This is a genomic window from Caballeronia sp. Sq4a (genome assembly GCF_023170545.1).
Lineage (GTDB): Bacteria > Pseudomonadota > Gammaproteobacteria > Burkholderiales > Burkholderiaceae > Caballeronia.
The window spans coordinates 293357-310887 of record NZ_CP084251.1; the positions used below are offsets into that span (position 1 = coordinate 293357).

General features: G+C 63.5%; 14 protein-coding genes. 8 read left to right on the forward strand and 6 right to left on the reverse strand.

Annotated features, from left to right (window positions below):
* The first annotated feature begins 31 nt into the window (after window positions 1–31).
* Window positions 32–226, forward strand: a complete 195-nt coding sequence (locus LDZ24_RS15260) for a hypothetical protein (protein WP_248323058.1) — start codon at window positions 32–34, stop codon at window positions 224–226.
* 73 nt (window positions 227–299) lie between these two features.
* On the opposite strand, the gene LDZ24_RS15265 is transcribed toward LDZ24_RS15260, so the two are convergent.
* The gene (locus LDZ24_RS15265; RefSeq protein ID WP_248323059.1) at window positions 300–773 is read right to left on the reverse strand and encodes a DUF2244 domain-containing protein; all 474 of its coding nucleotides are present in this window, start codon (window positions 771–773) and stop codon (window positions 300–302) included.
* 122 nt (window positions 774–895) lie between these two features.
* Here LDZ24_RS15265 and ctaD point away from each other — a divergent pair, with 122 nt between their 5' ends.
* Complete coding sequence (gene ctaD / locus LDZ24_RS15270) at window positions 896–2503, forward strand: cytochrome c oxidase subunit I (RefSeq protein WP_248323060.1); 1608 nt, start codon at window positions 896–898, stop codon at window positions 2501–2503.
* A gap of 84 nt (window positions 2504–2587) precedes the next feature.
* Here ctaD and LDZ24_RS15275 read toward each other — a convergent pair whose 3' ends face one another.
* Complete coding sequence (locus LDZ24_RS15275; RefSeq protein ID WP_248323061.1) at window positions 2588–3715, reverse strand: aminotransferase class V-fold PLP-dependent enzyme; 1128 nt, start codon at window positions 3713–3715, stop codon at window positions 2588–2590.
* Window positions 3716–4117: 402 nt separating this feature from the next.
* Between LDZ24_RS15275 and LDZ24_RS15280 the strand changes: the two genes are divergently transcribed.
* Window positions 4118–4972: an oxidoreductase gene (locus tag LDZ24_RS15280; protein WP_248323062.1), complete on the forward strand. Its 855-nt coding sequence runs from the start codon at window positions 4118–4120 to the stop codon at window positions 4970–4972.
* 15 nt (window positions 4973–4987) lie between these two features.
* Here LDZ24_RS15280 and LDZ24_RS15285 read toward each other — a convergent pair whose 3' ends face one another.
* Together LDZ24_RS15285 and LDZ24_RS15290 are read right to left on the reverse strand one after the other, a co-directional pair.
* Window positions 4988–6595 (reverse strand): hybrid sensor histidine kinase/response regulator, encoded by a 1608-nt coding sequence (locus LDZ24_RS15285; protein ID WP_248323063.1) that lies wholly within the window; start codon window positions 6593–6595, stop codon window positions 4988–4990.
* The gene (locus LDZ24_RS15290; protein ID WP_248323064.1) at window positions 6585–7265 is read right to left on the reverse strand and encodes an MEDS domain-containing protein; all 681 of its coding nucleotides are present in this window, start codon (window positions 7263–7265) and stop codon (window positions 6585–6587) included. The genes LDZ24_RS15285 and LDZ24_RS15290 overlap by 11 nt, the downstream gene beginning before the upstream one ends.
* Window positions 7266–7565: 300 nt before the next feature.
* Here LDZ24_RS15290 and LDZ24_RS15295 point away from each other — a divergent pair, with 300 nt between their 5' ends.
* The gene (locus tag LDZ24_RS15295; RefSeq protein ID WP_248323065.1) at window positions 7566–8918 is read left to right on the forward strand and encodes an MFS transporter; all 1353 of its coding nucleotides are present in this window, start codon (window positions 7566–7568) and stop codon (window positions 8916–8918) included.
* Between the two features lie 45 nt (window positions 8919–8963).
* Here LDZ24_RS15295 and LDZ24_RS15300 read toward each other — a convergent pair whose 3' ends face one another.
* Complete coding sequence (locus LDZ24_RS15300) at window positions 8964–10028, reverse strand: Ldh family oxidoreductase (RefSeq protein WP_248323066.1); 1065 nt, start codon at window positions 10026–10028, stop codon at window positions 8964–8966.
* 135 nt (window positions 10029–10163) lie between these two features.
* Here LDZ24_RS15300 and LDZ24_RS15305 point away from each other — a divergent pair, with 135 nt between their 5' ends.
* Window positions 10164–11114 (forward strand): LysR family transcriptional regulator, encoded by a 951-nt coding sequence (locus tag LDZ24_RS15305; RefSeq protein WP_206468679.1) that lies wholly within the window; start codon window positions 10164–10166, stop codon window positions 11112–11114.
* Window positions 11115–11123: 9 nt separating this feature from the next.
* On the opposite strand, the gene LDZ24_RS15310 is transcribed toward LDZ24_RS15305, so the two are convergent.
* Window positions 11124–13337 (reverse strand): family 1 glycosylhydrolase, encoded by a 2214-nt coding sequence (locus tag LDZ24_RS15310; RefSeq protein ID WP_248323067.1) that lies wholly within the window; start codon window positions 13335–13337, stop codon window positions 11124–11126.
* A 482-nt stretch (window positions 13338–13819) separates the two neighbouring features.
* On the opposite strand from LDZ24_RS15310, the gene LDZ24_RS15315 reads away from it, so the two are divergent.
* The 3 genes from LDZ24_RS15315 to LDZ24_RS15325 all read left to right on the forward strand — a co-directional run bounded on the left by LDZ24_RS15315 (window position 13820) and on the right by LDZ24_RS15325 (window position 17531).
* Window positions 13820–14878 (forward strand): glycosyltransferase family 1 protein, encoded by a 1059-nt coding sequence (locus LDZ24_RS15315; protein WP_248323068.1) that lies wholly within the window; start codon window positions 13820–13822, stop codon window positions 14876–14878.
* Complete coding sequence (gene glf / locus LDZ24_RS15320; protein WP_256465408.1) at window positions 14866–16089, forward strand: UDP-galactopyranose mutase; 1224 nt, start codon at window positions 14866–14868, stop codon at window positions 16087–16089. Before LDZ24_RS15315 ends, glf begins: the two co-directional genes overlap by 13 nt.
* A 266-nt stretch (window positions 16090–16355) precedes the next feature.
* The gene (locus tag LDZ24_RS15325) at window positions 16356–17531 is read left to right on the forward strand and encodes a hypothetical protein (protein ID WP_248323069.1); all 1176 of its coding nucleotides are present in this window, start codon (window positions 16356–16358) and stop codon (window positions 17529–17531) included.

Sequence of the window (17531 nt, forward strand, 5' to 3'; positions counted from 1 at the left end):
CGGCCCTGCCATCAACCAAACGGAGTCAGTCATGGCCAGACACGCGAATAGCCCGTCGGGACCCGGCAACCCGAGAGCCGTCGAGACGTCGGATATCAAAGAGGAAGAAGGGCTCGTCGAATTGTCCAGCAAGGAAGACACGATAGGCGGGACCGAAGGTGCCGGCGTGCAGCGTCGGGAAGGCGGCAGTAACGAAGACGGCGCGGCGTCCGTGAAAGGCGAATGACGCGTGTTAGATGCGCGTGTGGCCGCTCTTTGACGTGGTCACACGCACGCGAGTGCGACGCGTTGCCGTCTGGTTATGGATGCGCGCCGCGCTCGCATCGCGCGATGTGTTGAAAGTCCGAAGCGAATTGCAAGCGATGCCCCTGTGTCGCGAATCGCCCCAGTTCCACCGTTTCGCCCGCGCTGCGAACGAACAGTCGTACGCCTGCGCGGTTCTGCGCGACAAGCAACGTGACCCACTGCGTATTGAATTGATGCGTGCGCTTGCGCCTGCCATATATCGACTCGACGACGAGGACATCGTCCTGCAAGGTCACGAGTTCGCCATCCACGGCATGCCGCGCATAAACGAAGAAGCAGCACCAGATCGCGCAAGCGTGCACGAGCGCGGCAGCGTAAAAGAAAACGCAGCCGTTCAATGCATGCATGGTCGAAGCAAAGCCGACCGGAATGACAGAAAGGCCCGCGCACGCGATAGCGAACGACGCCGGGCTGCACGACGAACGGCGGTAAAGAAGCCATTGCCGCGGGGACTGGGTGTCGGCCATACGCGCTCCACGAGATGTCGGCATGTCGGCGATTGAAAAGCAATCGGCAGTCCCATGCAGTGCGATAAAACGCGATGTAACGGCATGCCGAATGCTCGTTCTGAGTGCCACTGGAGAGCGCCATGACCGACATTCATCACTCGATCGCAGATCCCGCAGTTCCGCATGCCGACTCGCACCACGTCCCTCATGGCCTGCGGCGATGGCTGTTCACCACGAATCACAAGGACATCGGCACGCTCTACCTCGCGTTCTCGTTCTTTATGTTTCTGGTGGGCGGAACCATGGCGCTCGCCATTCGCGCCGAGCTCTTTCAGCCTGGCTTGCAATTTTTCCGGCCCGAGTTCTTCAATCAGCTGGTCAGCTCGCACGGTCTCGTGATGATCTTCGGCGCGATCATGCCCGCGTTCGTCGGCTTCGCGAACTGGATGATTCCGCTTCAGATCGGCGCAAGCGACATGGCGTTCGCCCGCATGAACAACTTCTCGTTCTGGCTCCTGCCGGTGGCGGCGGTGCTGCTGATCGGGCAGTACTTTTTGCCGGGCGGCGCGATGCAGGCGGGATGGACCATGTATGCGCCGTTGTCGGTGCAACAGAGCGCGGGCATGGACCTGACCATCTTCGCGATTCACATCATGGGCGCGTCGTCGATCATGGGCGCGATCAACATCATCGTCACTATCCTGAACATGCGCGCGCCGGGCATGACGATAATGAAGATGCCGCTCTTCGCATGGATGTGGCTCATCACTGCGTACTTGCTGATCGCGGTGATGCCGGTGCTCGCGGGCGTCATCACGATGGTGCTGTTCGACCGGCACTTCGGGACCACATTCTTCAATGCGGCAGGCGGCGGCGATCCTGTCATGTACATCCACCTGTTCTGGTTCTTCGGGCATCCGGAGGTGTACATCATGATCTTGCCGGCCTTCGGCATCATCTCGCAAGTCGTGCCGGCGTTCTCGCGCAAGCCGCTATTCGGCTATAGCTCGATGGTCTATGCGGGGTCGTCCATCGCGGTGCTGTCGTTTCTCGTCTGGGCGCATCACATGTTCACGACAGGCATGCCGGTGTCCGGTCAGCTGTTCTTCATGTACGCGACGATGATCATTGCGGTTCCAACAGGCGTGAAGGTGTTCAACTGGACCGCCACCATGTGGCGCGGCTCGCTTACGTTCGAGACGCCGATGCTCTTTGCCATCGGATTCATTTTCGTCTTTACGATCGGCGGCTTTACCGGTGTGATCCTGTCCATGGCACCGCTCGATATCCCGCTGCACGGCACGTATTACGTCGTCGCGCACTTCCATTACGTATTGGTAGCGGGGTCGCTATTCGCGCTCTTTGCCGGCTGGTATTACTGGTCGAGCAAATGGACCGGCCGTCTTTACAACGAGACACGCGGAAAGATTCACTTCTGGGTCACGATGATTTCGTTCAACGTGACGTTCTTCCCGATGCATTTTCTCGGGCTGGCCGGCATGCCGCGTCGCTATGCCGATTATCCGGCGCAATTCACCGACTTCAATCAGATCGCGACCATCGGCGCCTTCACGTTCGGACTGGCGCAGGTCTACTTCCTGTTCTTCGTCGCGTTGCCGACCTATATGCGAAGCAGTAGTACGCAGCCCGTCGCCGAGTCGCCCTGGGATGGGGCGCAGGGCCTGGAATGGACGGTGCCGAGTCCCGCGCCGTATCACACGTTCGAGACGCCGCCCACCGTGGTGTGATGCGGGGCGCGCAGGCGCAGTTGTAAACGAAAGCGGCGAACTCATGAAGAAACATGAGTTCGCCGCAATGACGTTAGAGGTAGGTCAGACGATCTGTTCCAGCGCGCGGGCCACTCGGGCCACGGCAGCATCGATACCGTTCAGTTTGTCGAGTCCGAATAGCCCGATGCGGAAGGTCTTGAAATCGTCGGGCTCGTCGCACATGAGCGGAACGCCTGCCGCCACTTGCAAGCCGGCATCGGCGAACTTCTGGCCGGAGCGGATGCCGTCGTCGTCCGTGTAGCTGACGACGACCCCGGTAGCCTCGAAACCTTCCGGTGCCACGCTTTTGAAGCCCTTCTCGGCCAATAGCGCGCGCACGCGCTGGCCCAGTTCGAGTTGCTCCGCCCGTACCTTGTCGAAGCCGTACGACTCCGCTTCCTTCATCGCGTCGCGCAGCGTTTCGAGACTGTCCGTGGGCATCGTGGCGTGATAGGCAAAGCCACCTTTTTCGTAGGCTTCCATGATCTGCAGCCATTTGCGCAGATCGCAGGCGAAGCTGGTGCTCGTCGTCGCTTCGATCCGTTCGCGCGCGAGGGGACTGAGCATCACGAGCGCGCAGCACGGCGACGCGCTCCACCCTTTCTGCGGCGCGCTAAGCAGGACGTCGATGCCGCTTGTCTCCATATCGACCCACACAGTGCCGGAGGCGATGCAATCCAGCACGAACATGCCTCCGACCGCATGCACCGCATCCGACACGGCGCGCAAGTAGCTGTCGGGAAGCATCACGCCCGATGCCGTTTCGACATGCGGGGCAAAGACCAGATCCGGCTTGTGCTCGGCGATCGCCGCGACGACTTCATCCACGGGAGGCGGCGCATACGGGACCTGCCTGCCTTGCTGCACGGGACGCGCCTTCAGCACGACGGACTCGGACGGAATGCTGCCCATGTCGAATATCTGCGTCCAGCGGTAACTGAACCAGCCGTTGCGAATGACGAGACACTTTCTATTCGTCCCGAACTGACGCGCGACGGCTTCCATGCCGAAGGTCCCGCTACCGGGAACCACGACGGCCGAATGCGCGTGATAGACCTGTTTGAGCAAGGCCGAGATGTCGCGCATGACGCCCTGAAAGCGCTGCGACATATGATTGAGTGACCGGTCGGTGAAAACGACTGAGTATTCGAGGAGCCCCTCGGGGTCCACATCGGGGAGTAAACCTGACACGCTTGCCTCCTGCAATGGCAGAAATAGGGGATTCAATTCATTCTAACGAAAGCCGCGTGCGGCATGCACGGCGGTTGATGGCGCTGCTGGCGGGCATGATCGCAAGACGGATGCCTCTGCGCAAAGCCGTAAGTTCAACCTGTCGAGGATACATCCATCGAAGACTTTGTTCAGGTTCGATGCGAGCGATAGATCGACCGGATATAGATAGATGTACCAACTATCGTAAGACAGACAACGTTTCCCGCCCGGCACGATCCCTGCGACAAACCGCGACCGCCGCTAGAATGAATTCGGCTCTTACCCGACATGCGCGGCGATGAACTTCCGTCGCATGCTCGACTCTTCTGCTGTCGCCACGAACGCTTCCATCGAAACTTTCCATCTGAAAGGAGTCTGGACATGATGAACCGGGACAATCCCGTCTGGCTGATTACCGGCTGTTCAACGGGCTTCGGCCGTGAATTGGCGAACGCGGTGCTCGAAGGCGGCTGGCGCGCGGTCGTGACTGCTCGCGATCCGTCGAAGGTGCAGGACATCGTCAAGGGACACGAAGATCGCGCGATCGTCCTGCCGCTCGACGTACAGAACCGCGAACAGATCAAGAACGCCGTCGAGCAGACGATGCAACGCTTCGGCCGCATCGACGCGCTCGTGAATAACGCGGGTTACGGCTACCTTGCGGCCATCGAAGAAGGCGAAGACGACGTGGTGCGCGACATGTTCGAAACCAACGTGTTCGGTCTCGTCGATATGACCAAAGCGGTTCTCCCCGTCATGCGGGCGCAGAAGAGCGGCATCGTCATCAACGTATCGTCCATCGGCGGGCTCGCCAGCTTTGCCGCGACAGGCTACTACCACGGCACGAAGTACGCGGTGGAAGGCATATCCGAATCGCTCGCGACGGAACTGAAGCCGCTCGGCATCGACGTGATGATCGTCGAGCCGGGACCGTTCCGGACCAACTGGGCGGGGCCGTCGATCAAGTCTTCGGCGACCGAAATCGCCGACTATGCGGCGACCGCGGGCGAGCGCCGCAAGCAGACAGCGGCTCGCAGCGGCAATCAGGCGGGCGATCCGGTGCGCGCGGCGCACGCCATCATCGAAGCCGCGACTGCCGACACGCCGCCGCTGCGTCTGCTGCTCGGCAAGACCGCGCTGGAACTGGCGCGCAAGAAGCTCGACATGCTCAAGCGCGACTTCGACACGTGGGAAAAGACGACGGTGGGCGCGGATTTCCCCGAGAACGAAGCGTAACGGGCCGCGAGTGCGTCAGTCGATGACGCGCAGCGCCTCCGCGAGATCCATGAGCGGCACCGGCTTCACGAAGTGACGCTCGAAGCCGGCGTCCGCCGAGCGCTTGCGGTCTTCTGGCTGGCCATAGCCGGTCAACGCGAAGAGTCGGGGCGCGTCAGCGCCATATTGACGTTGCAGCGCCCTGGCGAGTTCGTAGCCGTCCATGCCCGGCAAGCCGATATCGAGCACGGCGAACGCCGGGCGAAATTCCGCCGCGACTCGGAGTCCGGTCTCCGGCAGGCTCGCCGTCGCCACGTCGAATCCGAGTTCGGTGAGAAACGCTTCCATCGCGAGAAGACCGTCCTCGTTGTCGTCGACGAGCAGCACGCGCACGCCGTTGCCGTCGGGAAGCGAATGCCCATACGGCAACGCGTCCACCGGCGCGAGCGCATGCGGTGCGGTCGGCAGCGTCACGGTGAAAATAGAACCCTTGCCCGGCCCTTCGCTCGTCGCGGTCACGGTGCCGCCATGCAGCTCGACGAGATTCTTCACGAGCGCGAGGCCGATGCCCAACCCGCCTTTCGCGCGGTCGATGGTGGTTCGCCCCTGCTCGAAGATAGTGAAAAGGCGAGGCATCAGTTCGTCGCTGATGCCGGCGCCGTTATCGGAAACCGACACGACGATCTCCGTCGCGCGCGTCACGGCTTCGACACGGATGGCGCCGCCCGCATCCGTGTATTTCGCCGCGTTGTTGAGCAGATTGCCGAAGACCTGCGTGAGCCGCGTGAGGTCCGCGGAGATCAATGCGCCGTCGTCCGTCACGGAGAGCGACAACGTTTGGCCGCGCTGCTCAATCAGCGGACTCGCGGCCTCGATCGCCCGCGTCAGCACCGACCCGATTCGCACGGGTTCCAGATGCAGTTCGATGGACCCGCGCGTGATGCGGCTTACGTCCAGCAGATCCTCGACGAGCCGCGACAGATGCGATACCTGCCGCTCGATGATGTCGTGGTACTTGTCCGGCGTGCCGCCGCGATGTTTGCGGATGAGGCCGAGCGCGGTCGTGATCGGCGCGAGCGGATTGCGCAGCTCGTGGCCGAGCATGGCGAGGAATTCGTCTTTTGCGCGGCTTGCCGTCTCGCGTTCATGAGCGGCGCGCGCCGCCTGCAAACCCGTGGCCGCGAGCGAGGTCGCCGCGCGGAGAAACGCGAGGTCCGTCACGGAGGGAAACGACGGATCGGCCGAGCCGAACCAGACGCTGCCCTGCGCGGCCGTGTAGCCCATGCTCATGCGCACGAGCCGTTGCGCGCCCGCCGGCGTCGCCTGAAGCACGGCGCGCGGGCTGATGGGCATGCGCCGCCACGCTTCGATCGCGGGCTCCCACGCAAGACGCGTATCGGCGGTCGCGTCGGCTTCGGACAGACGCAGGCTGTCGAAAGCAGGAGCGTCGGGCAGCAACGGCACGTGCGCGTAGCAAATGTCCAGACGCACGATTCGCTCGACGGCCTCCGTCATCAGTTCGATGACCGTGCGGCCGTCGCGCCCGGCCCATAGCGCGGGCAGCGCCAGCAGGCCCATGAGATCGCGCAGGCTGCGCTCGGCGGCTTCCCGCGACAGCGCCTCGATAGCCGCGTCAGCGGTCATGCTGTTCCAGAGAGGCGCGGGAGCGGCCGGCCGGCTCGTTGCGCGGCGCGGATTCGGCGGACCGGCGCTGCTTGAGTTCGCGAATCATCTGCGAAGGCGGCGTGAAGAAGGGATTCTCCTGCACCACGCCGTTGATAAGCGTCATCGGGTGCGTGCGCAGCAGGTCCATCAGCATCGCGCCCGAGAGCTTCGCCATGTCGTAGACGCAGATGGCGGGCTGGCGGTTGCGAGCGAGCACCTCGTTGACCTCGGCTTCGTATTCGATCAACTTGGGCGCAGTCTCGATACCCGAGAATATCCAGTCCATGTTCCCCATGATGCGCAGACGCGAGAAGCCCGCGTCGCGGCCCGTCCCCGTCAGATGCTCGACGGCGGCCAACATCTGGTCTTTGTCGAACACGCCTTCGTCATTCAGATACGCGTCGCCCCAGGGCACGAGTTCCAGCTGGCCGCATGCCTCGCAGTGCGCCACATCGATGCCCGATGCAGTGAGCCGCGCGCGATGGTCGGCGAACAAGGCGGGATCGATGATATGCATGACCTTCTCGCCATTTTCGACCGCCTCCTTGAAGAAGGGATTGAGCGTTGCGTACTCTTCGTCGCGGCTGTCGAAGAACGCGCAGACGTGATACGCGTCGAGCGGCGTACCGGCCAAAGTTGGCGGATGCATGAAGTCCTTCTGGTGGGGAATAGGAGGGGGGCGCGGCAATGATACGCTAGACAAGCGGCACCAGTCCGGTAATTCGTCGCGCGCTTGCGACCGTTGTAACGGCGCAAACGCAGGCAATGACGCTTGCCATGCGCGGGTTTGCCCCTAGCGCGCGATAAACAAATGGAATCGGTTCCCGAGGAATTGTGATTGGATTTCTGACGGAGGCCGACTTATCGTGCCTCAGTCCAATGCCGCCTTGCGCGCGTCGGAATCGACACACGGCTTCGCCGACAAAACAAATATCCAGGAGACATACCCATGGAGCAATCCTCCACCGCGCCGCGCGTGCCGGAAACGGACGCGAGCGCCGCCCAGTACGTCGCGTCCGACGACCGCGCTTCGCCGCGAGTCCGGCGAATCCAGCGTACCGCGCTGGGTTTGCTCCTTTTGAGCGGCGTCATCAACTATATCGACCGCGCCACGCTCTCCATCGCGAATCCGTTGATCCGCCACGACCTCGGGCTGTCGGTCGCCGAAATGGGCCTGCTGCTTTCGGCGTTCCTGTGGGCGTATGCGTTCGCGCAACTGCCGGCCGGCGCGCTCGTCGACCGCTTCGGCGCGCGCATCATGCTGGCCGTCAGTCTCGCGACGTGGTCGGTGGCGCAAGCGTTCGGCGGCGTGGTGACGAGCTTCGGCCAGTTCTTCGCCGCGCGCATGGTGCTCGGCATCGGCGAGGCGCCGCAGTTTCCGACGAGCGCGAAGGTCGTGCGCGACTGGTTCGGCAAGAAAGAGCGGGGCGCCGCAACCGGCATCTGGAACAGTTCGTCCACGCTCGGCACCGCGATTTCCGCGCCTTTGCTGACGGTGGTGATGTTGGCCGTGGGATGGCGCTGGATGTTCGGCATCATGGGCATTGCCGGGCTCGTCGTGGCGCTGTGCTTCTTCCTCGTGCATCGCGACCCGCGTCAGGTCGAGCTGACGCAACGCGAGCGCGCCTACCTCACGGATGTCGATGGCGAAGTGCAGAGCCGTCCGACGTGGCGCGAATGGCGGCGCCTCTTCGAATTCGGCACGACGTGGGGCATGCTGCTCGGCTTCTTCGGCACGATCTACGTCTTGTGGCTCTACAACGCGTGGTTGCCGACGTATCTGCAGATGGAGTTCCATCTGACCATCTCGAAGTCCGGATGGGTGGCTGCGGTGCCGTATCTCTTCGGCGTGATCGGCTCGCTCTCCGGCGGCAAGATCTGCGACGTGCTCGCCCGGCGCGGCGTATCGGCGGTCAATAGCCGCAAATATCCGATGGCGGCTTCGCTCTTCGGCGTCGCCGTGTTCACGGTGCTGACCGGCCTCACGCACAGCGCGACGCTCGCGGTCGTGTTCATCTCCATCTCGATGCTGCTGCTCTACGTGTCGAGCAGCGCGGCCTGGGCGACGGCTTCGGTGGCCGCGCCGGCGAACTGCACGGCGTCGATCGGCGCGATGCAGAACTTCGGCGGCTACTTCGGCGGCGCGCTGGCGCCGGTGGTGACGGGCTTCATCGTGCAGCAGTCGCACTCGTTCCAGCCCGCGCTTTTCGTTGGAGCCGGCGTGGCGGCCGTCGCGGTGATCGGCTACTGGGTGCTGGTGCGCGGCCCGATTCCGCCGGCCGCGCTCGACGAGCACGCGTAACGGCACACCCAGCACACCGCCGCGACGCCCGCTCTCGTTGATTCGTTAGCCGGCGAGCGCGGCGGGAAACGCAATCTCATAGCGCTCGGCGCAGGCTTCCAGCGCCGGCGCGATGGTCGGATGCAGCACCACGCCGTCGCGCAACTGGTCGCGCTTCAAACTCAATCCGCGATCGCCCGGCATCCGCACGCTCGACGTTCCCGGGCGCGGCGGATTTTCCCGGCAGGCGTGGCCGATCCAGTCCATTTGCCGCTCGAACGCGGCCGGACTGCCGAAAGCCGCGGGATCGTACAGCGAAAGAAACACGGTCGCGCCCCAGCCATCCGGCGGATCGGCCCGGCCATGACCGGCGAGACCGCCCGTCAGCGCCTCGATCATGAGCGCCAGCCCGAAGCCCTTATGTCCCCATGTCATGCCGCCGACCGGCAGGATGGACCCCGGCGGCTCGGCTGAGAGCACGGCGGGATCGCGGCTCGGGTGTCCTTCCGCATCGAGAAAGCAGGCTTCGTCGAACAGTTCGCCTGCTTTATGGCGGCGCGCGGTCATGCCGTTCGTCACGGTGGATGCCGAGATGTCGATCAGAAACGGCGTGCCCGACGTGGGGATGCCCGCTGCGATCGGGTTCGGCGTGAACACCGAGCGCGTGCCGCCGTGAGGCGCGACGCTCTGCACCGCCGGATCGGAACTCGCGAGCACGATCATGAATCCGTCCGCCGTGGCTTTCTCCAGATAGCTCGCAAGACAGGCGATGTGGTGGCTGCGCCGGATCACGAGCGTCGCGCTGCCATATTCCTTCGCTCTCGGCGCGAGCGTGTCGATGCCGCTCAGCACGAGCCACGGCCCGGGAAGACGCCGGCCATCCCACAACACGCTGGCGCCGCGGTCCGACACGACCTCCGGTTCCCCGGCGCAGGTCATCGCGCCGTTTTCGATCTCGCGGATATAGCCGGGCAGCAACGCGAGGCCATGCGTGTCGTGTCCCATCAAGTCGCCGTCGACGAGCGTGCGGGCCACGGCCTGCGCTTTCACGTCTTCCATGCCGGCTTTCGTGAGGAGACGCCGGGCGAAGGCTTGCAGTTCATCGGCGGAGTATCGGACTGGTGTGTTCATCGTGATGGGTTCGGTCAGGTAAGAGTTCGTGTATGCGGAGAGCCTCAAATTTTCCGATGCGCTTTCGATAAGCGTCCAATCGCGAATTGAGTAGAATCAATTCCATTCGGTTATGAGTCGGCGCACGTTTACCCTATGTCGCAAGATTCCACGCTCTCCGCTGCCCAGGTGCTCACGAAGCTACGCTTTCGGCATCTCCAGTTGCTCGAACTGCTGGGACGCACGCGCAACCTGCGCATCGCGGCCGAACAGATGCACATCACGCAACCGGCCGCGACGAAGATCCTGAGCGACCTTGAAGCGATGTTCGATGCGCCGCTCTTCGAACGACTGCCGCGCGAAATGCGGCCGACCGATCTCGGCACGCTCTCCGTGCGCTATGCCAGCACGACGCTTTCGAACCTCGGCAAGTTTTCGGGCGAATTCGCGACGCTGAAGAACGGCGGCTATGGCCATCTCACGGTCGGGTTCATTCCCGCTTCGGCCGCGCAACTCGTCACCGCGGCGATCAAGGAGATACAGCGCCGACGCCCGCGGCTCATCATCAAGCTGGTGGAGCAGAGCAGCGATCAGCTCGCGGCTTGGCTCGAAGAAAGGCGCATCGATGTCATGGTCGGACGCCCGACCGAGGCGCGGCACGAAGCGCTGTTCCATGTGGTCGATCTATTGGCGGAACCGGTGCGCGCGGTCGTCGGGCAGCATCATCCGTTGTTGAAAGATCGGCGCGTGGAGATGACGAGCCTCGGCCAATGGCCGTGGATTCTGTATCCGCAAGGCACCGCGATGCGGCAGCTATTCGAGGAGACGTTCGCGGCGGCCGGCATGGTCGCCCCGGTGGGCATCGTGGAAACGCCTTCCATTTTTTCGACGCTGGAGTTGCTGCAAGCCACCGACATGATCTCGCTTCAGCCGCAGGCCGCGATGGACAAGTACGTGAAGCACGGCCTGCTCGGTTACCTCAATGTGCCGATACGCCGGACGATGTCGAACTACAGCGTCATCACGCGAAAAGACGAGACGACTTCGCAAGCGATGGACGAGTTCGTCGGCATCTTGTTGGCGATCGCGGCGCAGCACTCGCGTTGATATGTCGCGTCATGCGTCGCTTCTCGTCTGCATGGCGAGCCCCGGCTCGCGCTCGCGCACCTGCGCGCGCCAGTGTTCGACCCAGCGTCGAAGCGCATCCTGGAGCGTCGGCAGCACGGCGGCCCTTCGGCTTGCAAGCGCGCGATAAAGAGGCTGCGGCGCGGGCGGATGCATCGACTCGGCGTTGCGCGCCTCGATGAGGCTCGTATCGAGACCGGCCAGGCTCGCTGCCTGAACCGCAAATTCGAAGCACGTAAGGGCGCCGCGACTGCTCAGATGCACGATGCCCGACTCGCGGTCGATCAACAGATCGAGGCACGCGTGCACGAGGTCGGGCGCATAAGTTGGCGACATCGTCACGTCCTTTGCGGCGACGAACGCGCGGTCTTCAGCGAGTGCGCGCAAAGCCCGGTCGAGAAAGTCTTCGCTGTCCCATAGACCGAAGATCGGGCCCGTGCGTACGACCAGCGCCTCCGGAAAACGCCTCAACACCTCTCGTTCGGTCTCGACCATGCAACGGCCGAGACGATCGAGCGGGCTCACGTCGTCCGTTTCGACGTACGGGTGCGTCGCGCGGCCGTCGAACACGGCATCGGACGAGAAGGCGAGATATTCGATTCCGGCTGCGGCGCAAGCGTCGGCCAGCGCGGCGGCTGTCGTCGTCATCGCGCGAGGGCGATCGCCCGGACTGCGTCCGGCATCATCGGCATCGGGAGGATCGATTGCATTGACGACGGCCCAAGGCTCGAACGTGCCGATCGCATCATTGCCAAGCACATCGTCCGGCGACACGGCGGCGTATCGCAAATCGCGCTGTGCGCACGTGGTGGCGAAAAGTTGCGCCAGCGCGCCGTCGCCGACGACGAGAATCGGCGCAGGCGAGTGCGTCAGATGATTTTGACGCGCCGGTGCGGCCAGCGTGCCGGATGCGTCGAGCACGACCGGCTCGCAGAGAAAGCGGCCCGGACGGCGCCACCATCCTGTGCCATGCAGGACAGGATGATCGTGCGGACGGCCTGCGGCGAGATCGCGCATCAGCGCGGCAACGGCCGTTTCGCGCGGCTCGTGTCCGCGCACGTCGAATGCGCCCGATTCGTAGTAGCCGCGTTCTTCCGTGACGAGGCAGTTCCAGTCGTACGAGCCGAGCAGCGCCCACACCGTCACGGCGCGCACGTCAGCGCCTTCTTCGCGTGCTTCGCTCGCGGCGGTCCATATCTCGTGCAGCCAGCGCAACTGGTCCTGACGCGTCGAGTCGATATGTGCTTCCGTGACCGCGAGCGGCAAGCGATACCGCTGCCACGCTTCGTCGATCACGGTCCGTATGCCCTGCGGCGGATGCGCGAGCGCGCGCGCCGCTTCGATGTCGGCGAGGCGCTGGCCGTACCATTCGCACCGGTACGCCTGCGGATACTGATGCGTCCGGTGATCGAGCCAGCGCTCGCTCGTGATGTAGTAGTTGATGCCGACGATATCCGGCGGACACGGATTGTCGACGAACCACAGCACGTCTTCTTCCGCGACGCCCGCATCCATGAAGTATTGCCACAGCGCATGTTGCGGCGTCACCTTGCCGCACAGCAGGTCCCACGAAAGCCAGCGCCGTTCGTTGTAAAAGTTGACGAGCCCGGCCATCGCCGGCGTGCCTTGCGTCTTGCCGAGATCGTCGGTTTGCACGAGCTTCGCCTGCGGGTTGACCTTCCGCACTTCGCGCATCGCATGCACCGTCGCCTTGCACTGATTGATCAGCGCTTCGAGATAGGTCCGGTCACTCGTGCCGTGCGGATGCCACACGCCGTACAGCCCGCTGAATCGCGCGGTGGTGTTCGGCTCGTTGACCGGCGTGTAGTACGAAAGCCACGGATAGCGCTCAGCGACCGCTCGTGCGAATTCCGCGAGCCTGCTCGCAAAGTGCGGGTCGAGCAGTCCGCCGGGGAGCGGCCCGCTTCCATGATGCAGGAGGCCCGCTATCGGCTCCACGCCCAATGCGCGAAGCGTCGGCAAGCGCGCATCGAGCCATGACCAGTCGGCTTCGTCGATACTCGACGGCGCCGTTCTTTCCCACAGCACCGGATAGCGCAGCGCCCGTATGCCGAGCGACGCGAAGCGCTGAAGATCGTTCTCCCGCGTCGCATGTCCGTTACGGTCTAACTGGCTGAAGAACGTATCCCGCACCCGGTTGACCGTGCATTCCAGTCCTCCCCACAGCACCAGCCGATCATCCATGTCCAGCATCCTGAAAATTAGTACGACGTGACAGCGTTCCACGACGCATTCAAGCACTCGGTATGCCGTCGCCCTGCGCGATCAGTGTTTGCCCCGAGCACGCTCGCGCTGGAACAACGATTGCCGCTCATGTCGCAGATTTGTCAGCAAGCGCGACGACACGCGCATGAGTGCCTTGCCGGACTCTGCGTGCGGGCCGCCGCGTGCGCGATGCGTAGCGTCACCCGGCTTCAACGCGAGGCGAAAACAGCCGAGCTTCGGATCTCACCGACGCAATGGATGAATTCCGGGCGGATGTCCGCCCGGCAGTGACTTCCGGAGGCACTCCCTTGCGCGAGACCCAAGCCCGATCAGAACCCGCAGCCGCCAGCGCGGCCGGGTCCGCAGACAGTCCGTCGACGCACGCTCGCCCGAGCATGTCCATCGCGCGATCGGGCCTGCCACGGACGTTCCTATGCCTCTCGCACCTTCGCTGGAACTTCGTGTACCAGCGACCGCAGCACTTGCTGTCGCGCATCGCGAAGCAGGCGGAAGTGCTCTTCTTCGAAGAGCCTCGACGAACAGATACCGCCACGCCATTCCTCGACGTTCGGACTACTGATGACGGCATTCGCGTGCTGACGCCGTGCCTGCCGTCCGGCTTCGCGCAGGAAGAGGACGAGCGCGCGCAACGCGCGCTGCTCGACGCGTATCTGGCGGACACGGGCACATGGGACCTCGGTCTCTGGTACTACTCGCCGATGACGCTCGCTTTTACCGATCACCTCGACGCGAGGCTCATCGTGTATGACTGCATGGACGAGCTCTCGGCGTTCAAGAACGCGCCGCCGCAACTCACAGAGCGCGAAACGCGGCTCATGCGCAAGGCCGATGTCGTCTTCACGGGCGGCCAGAGCCTCTATGAGTCGAAGCGGCGTTTTCACCATAACGTGCATGCGTTTCCGAGCAGTGTCGATGTCGCGCACTTCGAGAAGGCGCGCGCGCCGCTGTCCGAGCCTGATGACCAGATCTCGATACCGCGCCCGCGTCTCGGCTTCTATGGCGTGCTCGACGAGCGCTTCGACGCTGCGCTGATCGGCGCGCTCGCCGCTGCGAGACCGGACTGGCAGTTCGTCACGCTCGGCCCCGTGGCGAAGATCCAGCACGCTGATCTGCCGCATGCACCGAACATTCATTATCTCGGCCAGAAGTCCTACGACGACCTGCCGCGCTATCTCGCCGGCTGGGACGTCGCGCTGATGCCTTTCGCGATCAACGAGGCCACGCGCTTCATCAGCCCGACGAAGACGCCGGAATATCTCGCGGCAGGCCGCCCCGTGGTATCGACGCCCATTGCGGACGTGGTGTCGCGCTACGGCGAGAGCGGCGTGGTTCGCATCGCCGATGACGCGGTCTCGTTCGAACGCGCGATCGAAAGCGCGCTCGAGGACGGACAGGACCGTGCAGCATTCATCGGCCGCGTCGAAGCGGTGCTGGCCGGAACTTCGTGGGACAACACGTGCGCCGCAATGGTCGCCGAGGTGAAAAAATGCGCATCGTAGAAACGACAGCAAACGGATCGTCCAATTCCGGATCGAGCGGTCATCCGTCACAGACCGATGCGCGCCCACAGCAACGCAAAGGCTTCGATTATCTGATCGTCGGCGCGGGGTTCGCGGGCAGCGTGATGGCCGAGCGGCTCGCGAGCGAGTACGGCCAGCGCGTGCTGCTCATCGACCGGCGCCCGCATATCGCAGGCAATGCCTATGACGAGTACAACGCGGACGGCATTCTGATTCATCGTTATGGGCCGCATATCTTTCACACGAACGCGCGGCGCGTACTGGATTATTTATCGCGATTCACGTCATGGCGCCCGTACCGGCATCGCGTGCTCGCGTCGGTCGACGGCATGCTCGTGCCGGTGCCGATCAATCTGACCACGCTCAATCGCCTCTATTCGCTCGACCTTTCGCCGCAGCAGGCCGAGGCGTTTCTCGCGGCGCGCGCGGAGCCGCTGGCAGAAATAAGGACGTCTGAAGATGTGGTAGTGAGCAAGATCGGCCGCGAACTGTACGAGAAGTTCTTTCGTGGATACACCCGCAAGCAATGGGGCATGGACCCGTCGGAACTGGATCGCTCGGTGACGTCTCGCGTGCCGGTGCGCACGACGGCCGATGACGGCTACTTCAACGACGAGTATCAGTGCATGCCGCTCGAAGGATATACACGGATGTTCCAGAAGATGCTGGCGCATCCGAACATCAAGGTCATGCTCAATACGGACTATCGCGAGGTTCGCGACGAGGTGACTTATCGCAAGCTCGTTTATACGGGGCCTATTGACGAGTACTTCGATCACTGTCTCGGGAAACTGCCTTATCGTTCGCTCGCATTCCGGCACGAGACGCTCAATCAGGAGCACTTTCAGTCGCTCGCCGTGGTGAACTATCCGGCCGAGAAAGTGCCTTTCACGCGCATCACGGAGTACAAGTATCTGACGGGCCAACAGCACGCGAAAACGAGCATCACGTACGAGTACCCGAGCGACGAAGGCGACCCTTATTATCCGATTCCACGGCCCGCGAACGCGGAGTTGTTCAAACGCTACGAAGCGCTCGCGGAGGCGCATCCGGAAGTCATCTTCGCGGGCCGGCTCGGAAGCTACCGCTACTACAACATGGATCAGGTGGTGGCTCAGGCGTTGAGCCTCGTCGAGCGCATCGCCACGGCGGAAGGATTCCGGACTCGCGCCGAGGTCGCTACCGTCTGATTCTTTCACGCATCAGGAAGGTATGTTTTACCGTGGTTATTAGGGTGGTTTTGTCTTGCAGGTAAGCGTCGATTAACACTACACTTTCGCCGCGATGGAATTTCCGGGTATAGCCATCGCGATGGAAGTGAAATCGGCATTCCTTACCGAGGACGATCGAATCGTCGCCTCGAACAGCGACGATGCACCGAGCATCACTGTCTGGCCCGGTGCCAGTCCGACACTGCAATGCGCGGTGCCGGGCATCGATCATTCAACGCAAGACCATGTCGAAGCACGAGCAGGAAATGCTCCTCTTTGTCTCCCTGCAAGGAGCAATCGGGACGCTGGCCGGTTTTATCGGCTATTTCGTCGTCGGTGTCGATGATACCGACGCAATGTTTCGCTTTACCGCCTACATGCTGTGCGACGCGAGCGGCGCAGCGCTCTTCGTCTATCTGCTCGGCCCGCGCCTGGGACTCACCGGGCGGCGCCTGATGCGCCTCAGTTTTCTCGTGCCCGGCGCACTTCTGCTCTGTGGCGGCGACTCGATTCCGGTGATGGCAGCCGTCTACGGCTTCTTTCTCGGACTCACGTGGAGCGCGCGCTACTGGCTCGAAATGAGCGTGCTGACCGACACCGAACGCGATAGCTATGCCTCGCGCTCCGGCGCGCTCGCCGTCGCGGGCGGCATCATCGCGACGCTCATCGCCACGCTTTGCCTTGCAAAGACGGACAACAGCAGTCACGTGCTGTACGTGGCGTATGGCGTCGTGTGCGTGATCGCCGGTCTTGCACTCGGCCGTCACGTGTCCGAAGCGCCGATGGTCCCCGCGACGAATCCGCTCGGCGTCATCGCGCAACCGGAATTCCGCGCGTGTTTGCCGCTCTTTTTCGTCGAGTCGGGACTGCTCGGCGTCGGCGGCGCGGTCGGGTCGGTCGGCGCGGCCATGTCGCTCGGTTCGGCCAGCGACCTCGGCTGGGTGTCCACCGTCGCGGGACTGGCGGGCGCGGTCGCGCTGTACATGACGCGCAAGAGCCGCGGCGTGCATAACCGCGCGGGCTGGCTCGGCTGGTCGTGCCTCGCCGTCGCCATTTCGTTCGTCCTGCTCGGGTTCAGCGCGTGGCTTCCGGCGCTGTTCGTCGCGCATTCGATCCTTCGCGCGGCGGCGGGGCCGTTCCTCAACGCGAGCGAGCATGTGCTCAATCAGCGCGCGCTCGACATACGCGGCGAACTCGTGGACCGCATCGTCGCGCGAGACCTCGTGATGCTCGTCATGCGCATGGGCTCGCTGCTCGCGTTCTGGTGGCTGTCGAGCGCGATGTCTCCGGCGCATCTGCTCGAACTCGGCTCGGCCGTGCTCGCGCTCGGCGCGATCGCCGAATACCGCGTCGGACAAACGTGGTTCGGCGCCGCCACGCGCGGCCGGACCGCCGGGGCGCTGGACGGCTCGCTCAATTAA

Excerpts from the sequence above, each read along its gene's own strand:
- LDZ24_RS15260 (WP_248323058.1), top strand. The coding sequence starts at position 32 with ATGGCCAGACACGCGAATAGCCCGTCGGGACCCGGCAACCCGAGAGCC.
- LDZ24_RS15265 (WP_248323059.1), bottom strand. The coding sequence starts at position 773 with ATGGCCGACACCCAGTCCCCGCGGCAATGGCTTCTTTACCGCCGTTCG.
- ctaD (WP_248323060.1), top strand. The coding sequence starts at position 896 with ATGACCGACATTCATCACTCGATCGCAGATCCCGCAGTTCCGCATGCC.
- LDZ24_RS15280 (WP_248323062.1), top strand. The coding sequence starts at position 4,118 with ATGATGAACCGGGACAATCCCGTCTGGCTGATTACCGGCTGTTCAACG.
- LDZ24_RS15285 (WP_248323063.1), bottom strand. The coding sequence starts at position 6,595 with ATGACCGCTGACGCGGCTATCGAGGCGCTGTCGCGGGAAGCCGCCGAG.
- LDZ24_RS15290 (WP_248323064.1), bottom strand. The coding sequence starts at position 7,265 with ATGCATCCGCCAACTTTGGCCGGTACGCCGCTCGACGCGTATCACGTC.
- LDZ24_RS15295 (WP_248323065.1), top strand. The coding sequence starts at position 7,566 with ATGGAGCAATCCTCCACCGCGCCGCGCGTGCCGGAAACGGACGCGAGC.
- LDZ24_RS15300 (WP_248323066.1), bottom strand. The coding sequence starts at position 10,028 with ATGAACACACCAGTCCGATACTCCGCCGATGAACTGCAAGCCTTCGCC.
- LDZ24_RS15305 (WP_206468679.1), top strand. The coding sequence starts at position 10,164 with ATGTCGCAAGATTCCACGCTCTCCGCTGCCCAGGTGCTCACGAAGCTA.
- LDZ24_RS15310 (WP_248323067.1), bottom strand. The coding sequence starts at position 13,337 with ATGGATGATCGGCTGGTGCTGTGGGGAGGACTGGAATGCACGGTCAAC.
- glf (WP_256465408.1), top strand. The coding sequence starts at position 14,866 with ATGCGCATCGTAGAAACGACAGCAAACGGATCGTCCAATTCCGGATCG.
- LDZ24_RS15325 (WP_248323069.1), top strand. The coding sequence starts at position 16,356 with ATGTCGAAGCACGAGCAGGAAATGCTCCTCTTTGTCTCCCTGCAAGGA.